Origin of the sequence: Leucobacter sp. gxy201 (genome assembly GCF_051043335.1) — a bacterium.
Classification (GTDB): Bacteria; Actinomycetota; Actinomycetes; order Actinomycetales; family Microbacteriaceae; genus Leucobacter.
The window spans coordinates 92,246-108,601 of the sequence record NZ_JAMXWS010000004.1; the positions used below are offsets into that span (position 1 = coordinate 92,246).

Below are 16,356 nucleotides of genomic sequence, written 5' to 3' on the forward strand. Positions count from 1 at the left end.
CCCGCGCCGCCTACGCGTGCGGCCGCGGCCTCGCGACCCCGGCCGCGACGACGACGTAGATCGCGAACGGCACCAGCGCCCAGAACGCCGTGAGCAGACCGAAGTGATCGCCGAGAAAGCCGAAGGCGAGCGGGCCCACGAGCATCGACCCGTACCCGATGCCCGCGACGGCCGCGACGGCGCGCGCCGCGTGCTCGGGGTCGTCGGCCGCCGCCGAGAGGGTGACGGGCCAGCCGAGCGCGCTGCCGATGCCCCAGCATACGACGCCGACGACGGCTGCGGCGGTGCCCGGCACGAGGATGAGCAGCACGACGCCGATCGCGGCGAGCGCGGCCGAGGCGCGCAGCATCGTCACCCGGCCGAAGCGCCCGAGCAGCCACGAGCCGACGATGCGGGTCGCGAGCGCCGCGAAGAAGAACACGCTGAGCATGGTCGCGCCGAGGTCGTTGCCGAGACCGCGACCGTCGACGAGGGCGAGCGGCAGCCAGTCGGCGGCGGTGCCCTCGAAGATGCCGAACGCGAGCGTGATGACGCCGATCACGATGAGGCGCGGGTCGCGCCAGGGCGAGTACCTGCGCGGCCCGGGGCGAAGGGCGGGCGACGCGGCGCCCGCTGAGCCGTGCTCATCGGGGATGATCGGGATCGCGCCGGTGTGGGTGACGACGGGGTCGGCCCCGGTGTGCGCGACGACCGGCACCGGCCCGGTGATGGCGAGCGCGGGGTCGGCGCCGCCGCTGGTCGCCGCCCGGCGCACCGCGAGCTCGTCGTGGGGGAGGGCGCGCAGGAGGAGCAGGAGCACCACCGCGCTCGCCGCCATGACGATCGCCAGGTGCACCGGTACGGGCACCGCGGCCGCCTCCGCGGCCGCGCCGATGCCGGTCGCGGCGACGGCGCCGAGGCTGTAGCCCGCGTGCATGAGGGGCATGCGCGGCTTGCCGAGCGCCGCTTCGGCGTTGGCGCCGCTCACGCTGATGGCGACATCGCAGATGCTGAAGGCGAAGCCGAACGCGAAGAGCAGGGCGAGCCCGACAGGGATCGCCCACCCCAGCAGCACGGCGGCCGCGCTCGGCAGCGCGACGGCGGCAGTGAGCCCGGCGACGAGCAGCACGCGCCGCGCCCCGAAGCGCTGGATGACGGTGCCCGAGATGATGAGGGCCGCGACGCTGCCGGCGGCGAGGCAGAGGCCGTAGAGTCCCATCTGCGACGCGCTCGCACCGAGCTGGTCGCGCACGGCGGGGAGACGGCTGAGCCAGGTGCCGAAGCTCAGGCCGACGAGCAGGAAGATGAAGGGCACGGCGCGCACCCAACGGATGACCTCGGGGCGAGGCGAAGGGGAGCGGTCGGTCACACATCGAGTGTAGTCAGCGGAGCTGCCCGATTCTCTGCGCGATCTGGGGGCAATCTGCGCAGAACGGATCTGGGAACCCTCTGCGTGCAGTAGCGTTTGGCTGTGACTACCATTTCAGCGGCGAATGTTGAGGGCCTGCCCGAACGCTCCATCACCGACTTCGCCGAGGGCGATTTCCAGCGCACGGGGGTGCGCGGCAGTGGCGGCGAGATCGGCATGCAGGCCCGCGTGAGCGCGTTCGGGGCGATCATCGTCATCGAGGCATGGGGCTCGGGGTCGGAGATCGAGCGCCGACCGCTGCGGCCCGGCCTGCCGACCATCGACATCGTCTTCGTCGACGAGGGCGAGTTCGAGTACCTCGACGGCGCCGAGTGGCGCGTCTCGAGCGGGCCGCTCATGATCGCGCCGAGCGGGCTGCCGCGCCGCGTGCGCTTCCTCGGACCGTGGCGGTTCGTCGTCGTGCGCATCCCCCGCGAGGCGCTGCTCGCCTATGTGCCGATGCTGAACGACGAAGTCGGCGTCTACTCCGAGCTCACGGTGACCGAGCGCGCGATGCAGGGGTTCCTCGAGCAGGCCGTCGCGGGCGAAGCACTCGTCTCGGAGGGCGAGAGCCGCACCGTCGACCGCCTCGTGCTCGACATGGCGGGCACGCTCGTGCTCGGCCGGCAAGGGGCCGCGTGGCCGCAGGGCACGCCGCGCGCGGTGGTGCGCGAGCGGGCTCTCGCCGATATCGCCGGGAATGCGGGCGATGTGCGGTTCACACCGCAGGCCCTCGCGGCCCGCATCGGGGTCTCGCTCAGGCACCTGCAGGCGGTGTTCGCCGAGGCCGAGAGCTCGGTGGCGGCCGAGATCAGGCGCGAGCGCGCTCGTGTGGCGCGGTCGGTGCTGCAGGATGCCCGCTTCGATGCGCTCGACGTGCGCGAGGTCGCGGCGCAGGCGGGCTTCGGGTCGCCGGCCAGCATGCGGCGGGCGCTCGACGAGCTCTACGGGGTCGGGCCGAAGGAGTTGCGGATCGCCCGCTGACCCGGGGCGCGGCCTGCGCCCCTTACTCGTTGCCGGAGACCGCCCAGAGCGCTGCGCCTACGATGCCGGAGTTCTGGCGCATCGCGGCCGGGACGATGGGGGTGCGCAGATCGAGCAGCGGCAGGAACCGGTCGGCGCTCTGGCTGACGCTGCCGCCGACGATGAACAGGTCGGGCGAGAACAGGTGCTCGACATGGCCGAAGTAGCGCTGCAGGCGCTCCGCCCACTCGGGGTACGACAGGTCTTCGCGCACCCGGGCCGAGGTCGCCGCCCGCTTCTCGGCGTCGAAGCCGTCGAGCTCGAGGTGACCGAACTCGGTGTTCATGAGCAGCTTGCCGTCGAGGAAGAGGGCCGAACCGATTCCGGTGCCGAGCGCGATGAGCATCACGATGCCGGTCGCCCCGCGGCCCGCGCCGAGCCGCATCTCGGCCACGCCGGCCGCATCCGCGTCGTTCAGCGCGGCGACCGGGCGCCCGATGCGCGCGGAGAGCCGGTCGGCGAGGTTCACGCCGATCCAGGCCTTGTCGACGTTCGCGGCGGTGCCGACGACGCCGTGCTTGACGATTCCGGGGAAGGTGCAGCCGATCGGGCCGTCCCACTGCGCAGACTCGACGATCCGCGCGACCGTATCGAGCACCGCCTCGACGGTGGCCGGCTGCGGCGTCGGCAGCTGGAAGCGCTCGCCCGCGAGTGCTCCGGTGGTCACGTCGACGATCGCGCCCTTGATGCCGGTGCCCCCGATGTCGAGCCCCAATGCCTGAACCATGCCGTTCGCCTCCGGTCGGTGGGGCGGCCGTCGGGTGGTCGCCCCCACAGCACAAGAGTGTTCCCTACGCGCGATGCCGGGTCAAACATGGCCGGGCCGAGGCCGGGGCCGGGGCCGGGAAGAATGCCCGGGTTCGCGCTGCCGGCCCCGCCCGTCGACGAGCGCACTCCGGGATACCGCGCATGTGGAGGATGCGGCCCGTCGTCGCGGGCAATACGCTGTGCGCATGGGTGTCAGTGCGGCAGCAGCGGAGTCTCGTCGGATGCGCACGGTCGGCGTCGTCGTCGCGACCGTCCTCATGATCGGGGTCGGCGCGTGCGCACCCGCCGCCGACCCGGTGCTCGAACCGCGCGCCCACGGGGCGGCATGGCAGGCCGAGAGCTTCGCCTCCGTGTACGAGCAGCGGGTCGAGTGGCGCGAGTGCGACGCCGATGACGGGCTCGACGCCGACCTGACCGAGTCGCTCGAAGCATCGGGAGTCGAACCCGACGGCATCGCGTGCGGGGCCGTGACGGCGCCGTTCGACTGGAACGACCCCGAGAACGAGCAGACCATCGAGCTCGCGGTCGTGCGGGTGCTCGCGACGGGGGAGCCGCGGGGCACGCTGATCGGCAACCCCGGCGGGCCCGGTGCGACGGGCATCGACTTCATGCTCGGCATGGCGGCGGCCCCGGGCTTCGATCAGGTGCTCGAGCACTACGATCTGCTCGGGTTCGACCCGCGCGGCATCGGGTCGAGCACTCCGATCGACTGCGATGCGGGAGTCTCGGAGCTGCCCGAGATCCAGCTCGGCGAGTGCATCGCCGAGCACCCCCTGACCCGCACGATGGGCACCGTGCAGGTCGCGCGCGACATGGAGCTGCTGCGCGCGCTGCAGGGAGCCGAGAAGCTCGACTACCTCGGCTACTCGTACGGCACCATGCTCGGTGCGACGTACGCGAGCATCTTCCCCGAGCGGGTCGGGCGCATGGTGCTCGACAGCGCCGAGAACGCCGAGTGGGCGAGCCCGATCCACTCCTTCGAGCAGCAGGTCGCGATCGCGAAGGCCGTCGTCGCGCTCGCGACCGACTGCCGCACCGAGTACGCCGATGAGGTCGAGGTGTGCCCGTTCGACTCCGAGGCGTCGGTGCTCGCGGTGCTCGAACGCTTGCAGACCGAGCCGCTCGTCGCGAGCGACGGCACCGAGATCACGGGCGCCGACCTCTACGGGTATCTGACGGGCGCCCTGTACTCGAGCCATTACGGGCGAGGGATCGTGCTCGACACCGTCGCGCTCGCGCTCTTCGGCGACCAGGAGGCGATCGATGCGCTCGGCGCAGAGGTCTCGGGCGGCAGCGCCGATCTGGCGATGCGCGTGGTCAGCTGCCATTCCTTCCCCATCGAACCCGACATTCCGGGCCTGCTCGCCCACGTCGAGCGGGTCGGCGTGCCGCGGCTCATGGGCGGCCCCGAGATCACCGACGAGGTGCTCGCGCCGTTCGTCGATCTGTCGTGCTACGCGCTGCCCGAGAGCGGGCTCGACGTCACCGAGTCGTTCGACGCGGCGGGCGCCGGCCCGATCCTCGTCATCGGCATCACCGGCGACCACGCGACGCCGTACCCCTACGCGCAGGAGCTCGTGGACGAGCTCGGCCCGGCGACCCTGCTCACGCTCGACGGTCAGGGGCACGCGGCCTCGTTCAGCGACCGTTCGAGCTGCATCGACGCTGCGGTCACCGCCTACCTCGTGGCGGGCGAGATGCCCGCGACGGGCACCGTCTGCACCGACGACTGACGCGGCCGGCCGCGCGCATCGTGGCGCCTCGACGTCTCGCCCGGGCTGCGTGCGCACCCAGCTTGCGCGCCGCCGATCCAACTTGCGCAACGAGGGCGGAAGCGCACTCCGGGTACCCCGGAGGGTCGATATATTCGACCCGATTGGACTGTGTCCAGAACTTGGGGATCGAAGGAGATGGACGATGGGAAAACGGATCTTCGCGAGCGCGGCTGCGCTCGCCGTCGCAGGGCTGCTGCTGAGCGCGTGCGCCCCGGCCGCAGATGACTCGCCGAGCGGCGTGCAGGCGGAATCGTTCCCGGCCGTGTACGCGCAGACGATCGACTGGGGCGAGTGCGATGCCGACTACGGCCTCCACGACACCGGTCGCGAGCGTCTGCGAGAGGAGGGCGTCGCGCACGAGACCTTCGAATGCGCCATGATCACGGCCCCCATTGACTGGAACGACCCGAAGAACCACGGCACCATCGAGCTTGCCGTCGTGCACATCCCCGCGACGGGCGGCGAGAAGATCGGCACGCTGTTCGGCAACCCCGGCGGCCCGGGCGCCAGCGGGATCGACTACACCTTCGGCATGACCGTCTCGTCGGCGTTCCAGCAGGTGATGGAGCAGTACGACCTGATCGGCTTCGACCCGCGCGGCATCGGCCGCAGCACGCCGATCGAGTGCGAGCAGATGTCGAACGTGCGCGAACTGCAGCTCGCCCTCTGCGCCGCGGAACAGCCGCTCGCGCATTCGATGGGCACCTCGCAGGTCGCCCGCGACATGGACCTGCTGCGCACGCTGCAGGGCGAGCCGAAGCTCGACTACCTCGGCTACTCGTACGGCACCATACTCGGGGCGACCTACTCGACGCTGTTCCCGGAGCGCGTGGGGCGCATGGTGCTCGACAGCGCCCCCGACGACACGTGGGCCGCGCCGACCGGCAACTACACGCAGTCGCTCGCTATGGTCGCCGAGATCGATGCGATGCTCGCGAACTGCGGCACGCTCTACGAGGTCGAGGTGTGCCCGCTGCGGAGCGACGACGACCTGGGGGCGAAGATGCAGCAGCTCGCGGAGCAGCCGCTCGTCGCGAGCGACGGCACCGAGATCGACGGCTGGACGCTCTTCTCCTACCTGCAGACCGGGCTCTACGGCCGCGACGTCGGCCGCCCGGTGGTGCTCGACACCGTGGGCGCGGCACTCGCGGGCGACCAGCAGGGCATCGACGCCATCGCCGAGGCGCTCGCGGGCGGCGGGGCGTCCGTGAGCTTCGCCGGCCAGATCGTCGGCTGCCACTCCCTGCCGCAGGATCCGGACATTCTCGGACTCATCGAGACCATCGAGAAGATGGGTGCGCCGGAGCTCTTGGGCGGCCCCGAGATCTCCGAGGAGTTCGTCGCGCAGTACGCCGACATCTCGTGCGGTGCGCTGCCCGAATCGGGCGACGACCTCGAATCGTTCTCGGCGCCGGAGGGTACGACGGTGCTTGTGCTCGGCGTCACCGGCGACCATGCGACGCCGTACGAGAACGGGCGTCATCTCGCGGCGCAGATGGGCAACACCCGCTTCGTCACGCTCGAGGGCCACGGGCACGGTGCCAGCTACACCGACCGCTCGACGTGCATCGACGACGCGGTCACGCAGTTCCTGCTCGCGGGCGAGCTGCCCGAGCAGAGGCTGGTCTGCCAGACGGACTGATCCGCACCGGCTGCTACACGCCCAGCTGCACCCACGAGCCGCTGCGCGCGCGAAGCCCCAGCGTCGTCGCGCGCGCAGCCATGAACACGATGCAGAAGCTCGCGGTCAGTGCGGTGAGCGCCGCGACGCCGCTCGGCACCGCGACGGTGACGGCCCAGAGCATCGGGAGGTAGACGGCAAGGTTCACGAGGCTCGTCCATGCGAGGTAGCGCACATCGCCCGCGCCCATGAGCACGCCGTCGAGCACGAACACGTACCCGCCGAGCGGCAGTGACAGCCCGAGCACCATGAGCGGCAGCGGCAGGATCGCGAGCACCGCGGCATCGTTCGTGAAGACCCGGCCGAGCAGGGGGCTGCAGGCGGCGAGCAGCAGCCCGATCGCGCCCCCGCTCGCGAGCCCCCAGAACAGGGATCGCCGCACGACGAGCCGCGCACGGTCGGCGTCGCGGGCGCCGAGCGCCTCGCCGACGAGCGCCTGCGCTGCGATGGCGAGCGCGTCGAGCGCGAAGGCCGCCGTCGAGAAGATCGTGAACACGACCTGGTAACCGGCCGTCGCGTCGGTGCCGTGGCTCGTCGCAGCGAACACGGTCGCGAGGAACGCGGCGCGCAGCCCGATCGTGCGGATGAAGAGCCAGCCGCCGCTGCGCCCCACCCGGCCGAGGCCGTCGCGGCGCGGCCGGAAGTCGCCGCCCGCGCGCCGCACGTGGCGCGCGATGACGGCGAGGTAGACGGCGACCATGCCCCACTGGGCGGCGACCGTGCCCCAGGCGCTGCCCGCGATGCCCCAGCCGAGGCCGGTGATGAACCACCAGTTCAGCAGCGCGTTGACCGCGAAGCCGATCGTCGCCACGACGAGCGGGGTGCGGGTGTCGAGCATGCCGCGCAGCAGCCCGCTCGCCGCGAACACGACGAGCATGGCGGGGATGCCGAGGCACGAGATCGCCAGATACGTCACCGCGTGGCCGGATGTCGCCGCGTCGGTGCCGAAGAGGCCCACCAGCCAGGGGCTCGCGGCCCACATCGCGGCGCCGACGAGCGCTCCGAGACCGAGCGCGAGCCACAGCCCGTCGACCCCCGCCTGCACCGCGCCGCGCAGGTCGCCGGCGCCGCGGCGCCTAGCCACGAACGGCGTCGTCGAGTAGGCGAGGAACACCATGAGACCGACGGCCGTCTGCAGCACGGCGCCCGCGACGGCGAGGCCCGCGAGGGGAGCCGCGCCGAGGTGGCCGACGAGCGCCGAATCGACGATGAGGAAGAGCGGCTCGGCGACGAGCGCGCCGAGCGCTGGGATCGCGAGGCCCGCGATGCTGCGGTCGATGCCGCGAGTTCCGGGCGCGCGTTCAGCCACGGCCTGCCGCGAACTCGCGCAGCCGCGCCATGGCGGTGCGGATGGTCTCCTCGTCCTTCACGAAGGTGAACCGCACCCACGGCGCGAGAGCGGTCGCAGTCGGCGACCCCTGCAGGCAGAACGCCGACACCGGCACGCACGCCACCCCGGCGAGTTCGGGCAGCGCCCGCGCGAGGGCCGCGCCGTCGGGCATCTCGGCAGTGAGCCACGGCGACGCATCGGCGCACACGAAGTAGGTGCCGCCCGGCTCCACGACCGTGAGCCCCGCGGCGCGCAGCCCGTCGAGCAGCAGCCCGCGGCGGTGCTCCAGGGATCGCCGCAGCGCCTCGACATCGGCGTCGCCCTCGGCGAGCGCCCGCGCGATCGCGGGCTGGAACGGGGCGCCGCCCGAGAAGGTGAGGAACTGCTTGACCGCGAGCAGCGCCTCCATGAGTGCTGCCGGGCCGGTGGCCCAGCCGATCTTCCACCCGGTGAGCGAGAACGTCTTGCCCGCCGACGAGATCGATATCGTGCGCTCAGCCATGCCCGGCAGCGTCGAGATCGGAGTGTGGCGCTCGCCGCCGTACAGCAGATGCTCGTAGACCTCGTCGGTCACGACGATCGCGTCGACGCGGCGGGCGGCGTCGGCGATCGCCTCGAGCTCGCGGCGCCCGAGCACCGCGCCGGTCGGATTGTGCGGGGTGTTCACGATGATGACGCGCGTGCGTTCGCCCACGACGGCGTCGAGCGCCGCCAGATCGAGCGCGAACCCGCCGTCATCCGGGACGAGCGGCACCGTCGTATGCGTCGCCCCGGCGAGCGCGATGGCGGCCGCGTGCGAATCGTAGAACGGCTCGATCGTCGCGACCTCGTCTCCCGGGCCCGCGAGCGCGAGCACCGCCGCCGTGATCGCCTCGGTCGCCCCCGCGGTCACTACCACCTCGGTCTCGGGGTCGAGAACGATGCCGTAGTGGCGCTGCCGGTGGGCGGCGATCGCGCGGCGCAGCGCCGGGATGCCCTGACCGGGCGGGTACTGGTTGATGCCGTCGCGGATCGCCTGGGCCGCGACCTCGCGCACCCATTCGGGGCCGTCGGCATCGGGGAAGCCCTGTCCGAGATTCGCGGCTCCCGTACGGCGGGCGAGCGCCGACATCTCCGTGAAGATGGTGGGCCGCGTGCTGCCGTCGGGAGCAATGAGCCCGGTCGCGCGGGCGACTTCGCGCCATCGCGGAGCCGGGAGAGGAGGGCGGGAGGTCATGCCTGCCAGTCTAGTTTCGTCGACCTCGGTTCTGGCGGCCGTTCCAAGCACGCATCGATAGGCTGGTGCCCATGAGCAATGCAGCAGCCCAGTCGGGCATCGACCTCGCCGAACTCGACCCCTCGACGCGGCCGCAGGACGACCTCTTCCGCCACGTCAACGGCAAGTGGATCGATCGCACGGAGATCCCTGGAGACAAGGCGCGCTACGGCTCGTTCGCCGTGCTCGCCGAGAACGCCGAAGAGGCGGTGCGCGACATCATCACGGGCACGGACGCTCCCGCGCCCGGGCTGATCTCGGGCGGCGCGGAGGCCGAGGCCGACAAGGTCGCGGCGCTCTACGCGAGCTTCATGGACACCGACCGCGCAGACTCGCTCGGAGCCGCGCCCATCGCCGCCGATCTCGAGCGGGCCCGCGCCATCGCCACGGTCGACGAGCTCATCGCGACGGTCGCAGACCTCGAGCGCCAGGGCCTCGGCGGCTTCTTCGGCATGTTCGTCGACAACGACCCGGGCGATCCCGCGCGCTACATCGTGTTCGTGATGCAGGGCGGCATCGGGCTGCCCGACGAGTCGTACTACCGCGAGGAGCAGTTCGCCGAGATCCGCGAGCAGTACCGCGCCCACATCGCCCGCATGCTGCGCCTCGCGGGCGCCGCCGGCGACGACGCCGATGCGGAGCGCCTCGCCGGTCTCGCCTTCGATCTCGAGACCCGCATCGCGGCCGCGCACTGGGACAAGGTCGCGAGCCGCGACATCCAGAAGCTCTACAACCTGCGCGACTTCGCGGGTCTCGCCGAGATCACCCCGGAGCTCGACTGGTCGGCGTACCTCGCCGCGATGGGCGCCCCCGAGGCCGCGTTCGCCGAGGTCGTCGCAGCGCAGCCCGAGGCGCTCGCGGGGCTGTCGGCCCTGCTCGGCGCCGCCCGCTCGGACGAGGGCGAGCTCGAGGCGTGGCGCGCGTGGCTCGTCTGGGCCATCGTGCGCGGCTCGGCCGCTCTGCTGTCGCAGGAGATCTCGCGCGCCAACTTCGACTTCTACGGCACCGCGCTCACCGGCGCCCCCGAGCAGCGCGAGCGCTGGCGTCGCGGAGTCTCGTTCGTCGAGGGCGCGATGGGCGAGGCCGTCGGCCGCCTCTACGTCGAGCGCCACTTCGACGAGTCAGCGAAGGCGTCGATGGACGAGCTCGTCGGGCACCTCATCGAGGCCTATCGAGAGTCGATCGAGGGGCTGTCGTGGATGGGCGCCGACACGCGGGAGCGCGCGCTCGAGAAGCTCGGCAAGTTCACGCCGAAGATCGGCTACCCGGTCAAATGGCGGGACTACTCGGAGCTCGCCACCGATGCCGGCGACCTGCTCGGCAATTCGCGTCGCGTCGCCGAATCCGAATTCGCCCGCGAACTCGGCAAGGTGGGGCGGCCCATCGACCGCGACGAGTGGTTCATGACCCCGCAGACGGTGAACGCCTACTACAACCCGGGCTTCAACGAGATCGTCTTCCCGGCTGCGATCCTGCAGCCGCCCTTCTTCGATGCGTCGTGGGATGCGGCCACGAACTTCGGCGCGATCGGCGCCGTCATCGGCCACGAGATCGGCCACGGCTTCGATGACCAGGGGTCGCGCTACGACGGCGACGGCCGCCTCACCGATTGGTGGACGGCTGCCGACCGGGAGGCCTTCGAGCAGCTCACGGGCGCGCTCATCGGCCAGTACAACGCGCTCTCGCCCGAGGGGGCGGAGGGGCAGACCGTCAACGGCGAGCTCACCATCGGCGAGAACATCGGCGACCTGTCGGGCCTCGAGATCGCCTGGAAGGCGTACCGGCGCTCGCTCGGCGGAGCGGAGTCGCCCGTCATCGACGGGCTGACCGGCGCCGAGCGCTTCTTCCTCGCCTGGTCGCAGGCGTGGCAGCAGAAGTCGCGCCCGGAGGAGACGGTGCGCCTGCTCACGATCGACCCGCATTCGCCGAACGAGTTCCGGTGCAACCAGATCGTGCGCAATCTCGACGCATTCCACGAGGCATATGCGACGCGGCCGGGCGACGGGCTGTGGCTCGCCCCCGAGGAGCGCGTCTCGATCTGGTAGTCGCGAGCCGGGATGGAGGTCGGAGCGGTGCAGCAGCTTGCAGAGATGGGCGACCCGAGGCGTAGCGGAGCGCGCCGGTGGCTCTTCTGCATCGCGGCCGCGGCGCTGTGGATCGCGAGCGGGGGCGCTCTTCAGGCGCTGCGCTGGTTCACCTCCTACGGTTCGCTCCTGGGCGCGGCACTGCCCGAGACGCTGCCGGGAACGGTATGGATGCGTCGCGGGGCCTGGGGTGCTCTGACCGTCATTCTGGGCGGGATCGCCCTCGCGCTCGTCACACTCACCGTTGCCGGTCTGCTGCAGCGCGGGAGCGGCCGACCCGGTCGTCGGCCTGCGGCTGGTGGCCGGGCGGCGGTCTGGCTGGCTACGATCCTCGCCGGCACCATCCTCGGCGCCGTCACCGATCTGGCGCGGTTTGCGGCCTTGCCGCCCGGAATGGGGCTGCGGAGCGCGCTCTCGGTGGTGGATCTCGGCGCCTCTGCCGCCCATGGTGCCTACTGGGGAGCCCTCTACGGCTGGATCATCGCCCTGATCGCCGCGCCACGGATCCGGAGCGGAGGATCCCGCGCGCTGTCTGCTGCCGCGGATGGCCGGCACCCCGTCGGGCCACCGCTGCGTGTGATTCAGCGGCCCATCGCGCTCATCGTCGTGTCCCTGATCGCGGTCGCCGCCTACGCGATCGTCAGCGTCGGCGGCGACCGATCCTGGCATCGGCAGACGCAGGCCGAGGCCGCGGAGGCCGAGCGGGCTGCGGCCGTCGAAGCCGGCACTCCGCGCACGGGATCCGCCCCTGATCCCTATGCCACCGGAGAGGCGGTGCCGGCGCGAGCCTCCGCCTCCGAGGGGGCTGTGGACCCCTCCGACCGGGGTCCGCGTGCGTGCGCCGCTGAGGAGATGACCTTGATGTACGGTGATGCCGACGCGGCAACCGGCCACCGTCTGCAGACCCTGCGCGTCGTGAACGGCGGTGAATCCGCGTGCGTGCTGCAGGGCTATCCCGACATCGCGTTCGCCGACCAGAACGGACATCTGCTCGATGTGGCGGTGGAGCACGGACCCTCCTTCATGGCGCCGGAAGACCCCGGCCCGCTGGAGGTATCGCTCGGCCCCGGTGAATGGGCGATCACTCGGATCGGCTGGAATGCGAATTCCACGCAGGGATCCCTCGTGGCCACCGAGATCTATGCCGCCCTGCTGCCGGGAGATGAACGGCACCCCTGGCCGCCAAGTGCCCCGTTCGACATCGTGTCGGGGGCGACCGTAGCCGTCACGGCCTGGGCGGCCGACTCGGGCCCCGTGCCGAGCGACCCGTGAACCGGATCATCGTGCTCCACGCACGACGATGATCCGGGGCCGCGAGCAATACGAGCCTGCAGCCGAGCATCCGTGCGCTGAGCGGCCTACCGGCCCACCGGCCTATTTCGGGCGCCGTTTCAGGTAGTGCACCGACATGCCGAAGATGATGCCGAGCGACATTCCGAGCGCGAGGCCCATCGCGACGTCGCCGAGCGCTGCACCGATACCCGCTCCGACTGCGATGCCGATCGCGAGGCCCGAGCCCGCGGCCGCATAGCCCGGGTTCTGCTGTGCGTCGTTCGGCTGCTCCGGGTCCGGTTGTGCGTCGTTCTGCTGCTCGTCCATGTCATCGACGTTACGCACCGCGGTCGCCGCGCGGATCCGGCTGCCGGGTGAACTCGCCTCCGCCGATCGGGGGACGCCGAGCGCGGCCCGGGGTCGCGAGTCGTCGTACCGAGGCTTCACCCCTCGCCCGGGCGGGCCATGACCGGCCGGTCGGGTCTGCCGGCAGTGTCAGCGCTCTGCGCGGGTGCTGCCGCGCACGATCAGCTCGGGGGCGAGCCGCTCGCTGTCGGGTGTGCCGCCCCGGAGCACTTCGGTGAGCAGCTCGTAACCGCGGAAACCCATGCGGTGCATCGGCGAACGCACGCTCGTGAGCCCGACGCTCGTCGCGAGCGGAGTGTCGTTGTACCCGCAGATGGCGACATCGTCGTGGATGTGGATGCCGCGGGCGGTGAGCGCGCCGAGCGCTCCGATGGCGGCGAAGTCGTTGGCCGCGAAGATGGCCTCGGGCGGCGGGCCGGCCGAGAGCAGCTGCTCCGACGACTCGCGACCGGCGATCGCGTCGAAGCCGCCGTGCACGATCGTGATGCGGTCGTCGTCGATGCCGTGCTCGTGCAATGCGTCGACGAAGCCGCGGGTGCGCAGCTCGGAGGTGGAGGTGCCGAGCTTGCCGGCGAGGATGCCGAACGAGGTGCGTCCGGTCGCGACCAGGTGCTCGGCCATCATGCGTCCGCCGGCCTCGTCGTCGCAGGTGACCGAGATGTGCCCGGTCAGTCTGCGGCTCACGAGCACGTGCGGCACGCGGCGCTCGTTCAGTTCGTCGAAGAGCTCGCGCTGGTCCGAGCGGGCGTCGCCGAAGACGAGGCCGTCGACCCTGCTCGCGAGCAGGCGCTCGGTCTTCGTGCGGCGCAGTTCGGCGTCGTCGAGCGAGTTCGAGACCATGGTGAGGCAGCCGTTCGCGGTGGCGGCCTCGTCGATGCCCTCGTAGATCGTGGAGAGCACGTAGTCCTGCAGTCGGGGCACGATGACGCCGACGAGGTTCGATCGGGCCGTGCGCAGCGAGGCAGCGTAGGGGTTGCGCGTGTACCCGCGTTCGGCGGCGAGCGAGATGATGCGCTCCGCGGTATCCGCGGCGGCCCAGCGGCTCTTCGGCCCCGCGGGGTCGTTCAGTACCCGCGATACCGTCGACGGGTTGAGGCCGAGTTCGCTCGCGAGGGCCTTCAGCGTGATCGGGCGGCTGGTGTGCATGATCCTCCAGCCTCGCTCGGTATGTGTACGTGCTCCGCGGGCGCTCGTGGGCCGCGGCGACGCGCCGGTCCGCTCTGCCGGTGCGATGCCCCATCATCCTACCCGGATGTCGGTGCCCGGAGATCTCGGCCCGCATCGTCGACGGTTTCCGTACGGGATCGCCGTCGCGAGCACTCGAATCGTCGTCAGCAGGGCGGTCTTCGACTGCTTTCATCCAACGATTGCAGCAAACGTGTGCGACAATCGCTTGCGGCAAGCGATTGCGTAGTGTTAAATGTCGGATACAGCAGCTGTTCACCGGAACACCCAAGGGAGCGTTTTTCGTGAGAAGAATCGTCGTGCTCGGCACCGGAGGCACCATCGCCTCGCGCGGCAGCGCCGAGGCGAATGCGGTCGCGACGAGCAGCATCTCCGACCTGCTCGCCCCGCTCGCCCCCGACTGCGAGCTCGATGCCCGCGACGTGATGACGATCGGCAGCTACAACATCGGCTTCGCCGAGATGCGCCGGATCGCCGAGGCCGCCACCGCTGCCGCCGCCGAGCCCGGCGTCGACGGCGTCGTGGTCACCCACGGCACCGACACCATGGAGGAGTCGGCCTACCTCACCGATCTGCTCGCCGGTGCCGGCACCGATGGCGCCGACTCCGATTGCGCCCCGATCGTGTTCACCGGCGCCCAGTTCGCCGCCGACACCATCGCCCCCGACGGCGGCCGCAACATCGCCGACGCCATCGCTTTCGCCGCGAGCCCCGAACTGCGCGGAATCGGGGCCGGCATCGCCTTCGGCGGCGACCTCGTGGCGGCCCGGGGTACCCGGAAGGCGCATACCACGGCGCCGAGCCCGTTCGAGGGCGGGGTGCTCATCGCCCGTCGGCGGGGCGACGGCGTCGCGCTGCACGCCCGCCCGGCCCGGCCCGGCCCGCCGCTCGCGATCGGCGAGGCCTTCGACACGCTCGTCGTCGACGCCGTGATCGCGGCTCCCGGCATCGACCCCGCGCTCTTCGAGATCGCGGCGGCGCGCTCGAAGGCCGTCGTGGTCGTCGGTACCGGCGTCGGCAACGCCGGCCCCGGTTTCGCGCAGGCCGTCGCGGCTGCGACCGAAGCCGGCACCCCCGTCGTGCTCGCGACCCGCGTCGCCTTCGGCCCCGTCACCCCGGTCTACGGCGGCGGCGGCGGAGTCGACATCGTACGGGCGGGGGCGACCGCCGCCGCCGAGCTCGGCCACGCCCAGGCCCGCATCCTCGCCGCGGCACTGCTCGCCGACCCGGCCGGGGCGCCGACCACGGTCGCCGACTTCACCGCACGCTTCCTGCGGCACGCCGGCTGACGGCGGCCGGCACCGCACGCATCACCCCACGCACCATCAACACGAAGGAGTATTTGAAATGTCGAAGAAGATCATGGTCAGCATCGGGATCGACGTCGACGCCGTCGGCGGCTGGCTCGGCTCGTACGGCGGCCAGGATTCGCCCGGCGATATCTCGCGCGGCCTGTTCGCCGGCGAGGTCGGTGTGCCCCGCCTGCTGAAGCTCGCCCAGGATCGACAGATCCCGGTCACCTGGTTCTGGCCCGGCCATTCGATCGAGACCTTCCCCGAGCAGTTCGAGGCCACGGTCGCGGCGGGCCACGAAGTCGGCGTGCACGGCTACAGCCACGAGAACCCGATCGCCATGACCCGCGAGCAGGAGACCGAGGTGCTCGACCACTGCCTCGAGCTGTTCGAGAGCCGCACGGGCGAGCGCCCCGTCGGCTACGTCGCCCCCTGGTGGGAGTTCTCGAAGGTCACCAACGAGATCCTGCTCGAGCGCGGCTTCCTCTACGACCACTCGCTCATGCACCACGACCACATGCCGTACCGCGTGCGCGTCGGCGACACCTGGACCAAGATCAACTACGAGGCCGCATCGGCCAAGGAGTGGATGAAGCCGCTCGTGCGCGGCGAGGAGACCGACCTCATCGAGATCCCCGCGAGCTGGTACCTCGACGACCTGCCCCCGATGATGTTCATCAAGGGCAGCGCGAACAGCCACGGCTTCGTGAGCCCGCGCGACATCGAGATGCTGTGGCGCGACCAGTTCGACTGGGTCTACCGCGAGATGGACTACGCCGTCTTCCCGATCACCATCCACCCCGATGTCAGCGGCCGCCCCCAGACCCTGCTGATGCTCGAGCGCCTCATCGACCACATGTCGCAGCACGACGGCGTCGAGTTCATGTTCATGAAGGATGTCGCCCGCGACTTCGACGCGCGCTTCCCGCGCCACTGAC

General features: G+C 71.4%; 13 protein-coding genes. 7 read left to right on the forward strand and 6 right to left on the reverse strand.

Features of this window, described 5'->3' with window-relative positions:
- Window positions 1–10: 10 nt before the first annotated feature.
- Window positions 11–1,348 (reverse strand): MFS transporter, encoded by a 1,338-nt coding sequence (locus tag NHL51_RS07740; protein ID WP_434142899.1) that lies wholly within the window; start codon window positions 1,346–1,348, stop codon window positions 11–13.
- Between the two features lie 102 nt (window positions 1,349–1,450).
- On the opposite strand from NHL51_RS07740, the gene NHL51_RS07745 reads away from it, so the two are divergent.
- Window positions 1,451–2,371, forward strand: coding sequence for a helix-turn-helix domain-containing protein (locus tag NHL51_RS07745; protein ID WP_434142900.1), 921 nt, complete (start codon window positions 1,451–1,453; stop codon window positions 2,369–2,371).
- Window positions 2,372–2,393: 22 nt separating this feature from the next.
- Here NHL51_RS07745 and ppgK read toward each other — a convergent pair whose 3' ends face one another.
- Window positions 2,394–3,137: a polyphosphate--glucose phosphotransferase gene (gene ppgK / locus NHL51_RS07750; protein ID WP_434142901.1), complete on the reverse strand. Its 744-nt coding sequence runs from the start codon at window positions 3,135–3,137 to the stop codon at window positions 2,394–2,396.
- Between the two features lie 226 nt (window positions 3,138–3,363).
- Between ppgK and NHL51_RS07755 the strand changes: the two genes are divergently transcribed.
- Together NHL51_RS07755 and NHL51_RS07760 are read left to right on the forward strand one after the other, a co-directional pair.
- On the forward strand, window positions 3,364–4,911 hold the full coding sequence (locus NHL51_RS07755; RefSeq protein ID WP_434142902.1) for an alpha/beta hydrolase: 1,548 nt from the start codon (window positions 3,364–3,366) through the stop codon (window positions 4,909–4,911).
- Window positions 4,912–5,095: 184 nt separating this feature from the next.
- Window positions 5,096–6,595: an alpha/beta hydrolase gene (locus NHL51_RS07760; RefSeq protein ID WP_434142903.1), complete on the forward strand. Its 1,500-nt coding sequence runs from the start codon at window positions 5,096–5,098 to the stop codon at window positions 6,593–6,595.
- A 13-nt stretch (window positions 6,596–6,608) separates the two neighbouring features.
- Here NHL51_RS07760 and NHL51_RS07765 read toward each other — a convergent pair whose 3' ends face one another.
- Entirely contained in the window at window positions 6,609–7,943 is a 1,335-nt protein-coding gene (locus NHL51_RS07765) for an MATE family efflux transporter (protein WP_434142904.1), read from the reverse strand.
- Window positions 7,936–9,180: an aminotransferase class I/II-fold pyridoxal phosphate-dependent enzyme gene (locus NHL51_RS07770; protein ID WP_434142905.1), complete on the reverse strand. Its 1,245-nt coding sequence runs from the start codon at window positions 9,178–9,180 to the stop codon at window positions 7,936–7,938. Before NHL51_RS07770 ends, NHL51_RS07765 begins: the two co-directional genes overlap by 8 nt.
- Before the next feature lie 71 nt (window positions 9,181–9,251).
- Here NHL51_RS07770 and NHL51_RS07775 point away from each other — a divergent pair, with 71 nt between their 5' ends.
- Window positions 9,252–11,264, forward strand: coding sequence for a M13 family metallopeptidase (locus NHL51_RS07775; protein ID WP_434142906.1), 2,013 nt, complete (start codon window positions 9,252–9,254; stop codon window positions 11,262–11,264).
- Window positions 11,265–11,291: 27 nt separating this feature from the next.
- A complete protein-coding gene (locus NHL51_RS07780) occupies window positions 11,292–12,575 on the forward strand; it encodes a DUF4232 domain-containing protein (RefSeq protein ID WP_434142907.1) in 1,284 nt (427 codons plus the stop codon).
- Between the two features lie 102 nt (window positions 12,576–12,677).
- Here NHL51_RS07780 and NHL51_RS07785 read toward each other — a convergent pair whose 3' ends face one another.
- Window positions 12,678–12,902 (reverse strand): hypothetical protein, encoded by a 225-nt coding sequence (locus NHL51_RS07785; protein ID WP_434142909.1) that lies wholly within the window; start codon window positions 12,900–12,902, stop codon window positions 12,678–12,680.
- A gap of 168 nt (window positions 12,903–13,070) precedes the next feature.
- A complete protein-coding gene (locus NHL51_RS07790) occupies window positions 13,071–14,087 on the reverse strand; it encodes a LacI family DNA-binding transcriptional regulator (protein WP_434142911.1) in 1,017 nt (338 codons plus the stop codon).
- A gap of 323 nt (window positions 14,088–14,410) precedes the next feature.
- On the opposite strand from NHL51_RS07790, the gene NHL51_RS07795 reads away from it, so the two are divergent.
- Window positions 14,411–15,415: an asparaginase domain-containing protein gene (locus tag NHL51_RS07795; RefSeq protein ID WP_434142913.1), complete on the forward strand. Its 1,005-nt coding sequence runs from the start codon at window positions 14,411–14,413 to the stop codon at window positions 15,413–15,415.
- Between the two features lie 58 nt (window positions 15,416–15,473).
- A complete protein-coding gene (locus tag NHL51_RS07800; RefSeq protein WP_434142914.1) occupies window positions 15,474–16,355 on the forward strand; it encodes a polysaccharide deacetylase family protein in 882 nt (293 codons plus the stop codon).
- The last annotated feature ends 1 nt before the right edge of the window (window position 16,356 follow it).

What these genes read in the sequence shown, in the direction of transcription:
- ppgK (WP_434142901.1), bottom strand. Translation starts at nt 3,137, where the DNA reads ATGGTTCAGGCATTGGGGCTCGACATCGGGGGCACCGGCATCAAGGGC.
- NHL51_RS07755 (WP_434142902.1), top strand. Translation starts at nt 3,364, where the DNA reads ATGGGTGTCAGTGCGGCAGCAGCGGAGTCTCGTCGGATGCGCACGGTC.
- NHL51_RS07760 (WP_434142903.1), top strand. Translation starts at nt 5,096, where the DNA reads ATGGGAAAACGGATCTTCGCGAGCGCGGCTGCGCTCGCCGTCGCAGGG.
- NHL51_RS07770 (WP_434142905.1), bottom strand. Translation starts at nt 9,180, where the DNA reads ATGACCTCCCGCCCTCCTCTCCCGGCTCCGCGATGGCGCGAAGTCGCC.
- NHL51_RS07775 (WP_434142906.1), top strand. Translation starts at nt 9,252, where the DNA reads ATGAGCAATGCAGCAGCCCAGTCGGGCATCGACCTCGCCGAACTCGAC.
- NHL51_RS07785 (WP_434142909.1), bottom strand. Translation starts at nt 12,902, where the DNA reads ATGGACGAGCAGCAGAACGACGCACAACCGGACCCGGAGCAGCCGAAC.
- NHL51_RS07790 (WP_434142911.1), bottom strand. Translation starts at nt 14,087, where the DNA reads ATGCACACCAGCCGCCCGATCACGCTGAAGGCCCTCGCGAGCGAACTC.
- NHL51_RS07800 (WP_434142914.1), top strand. Translation starts at nt 15,474, where the DNA reads ATGTCGAAGAAGATCATGGTCAGCATCGGGATCGACGTCGACGCCGTC.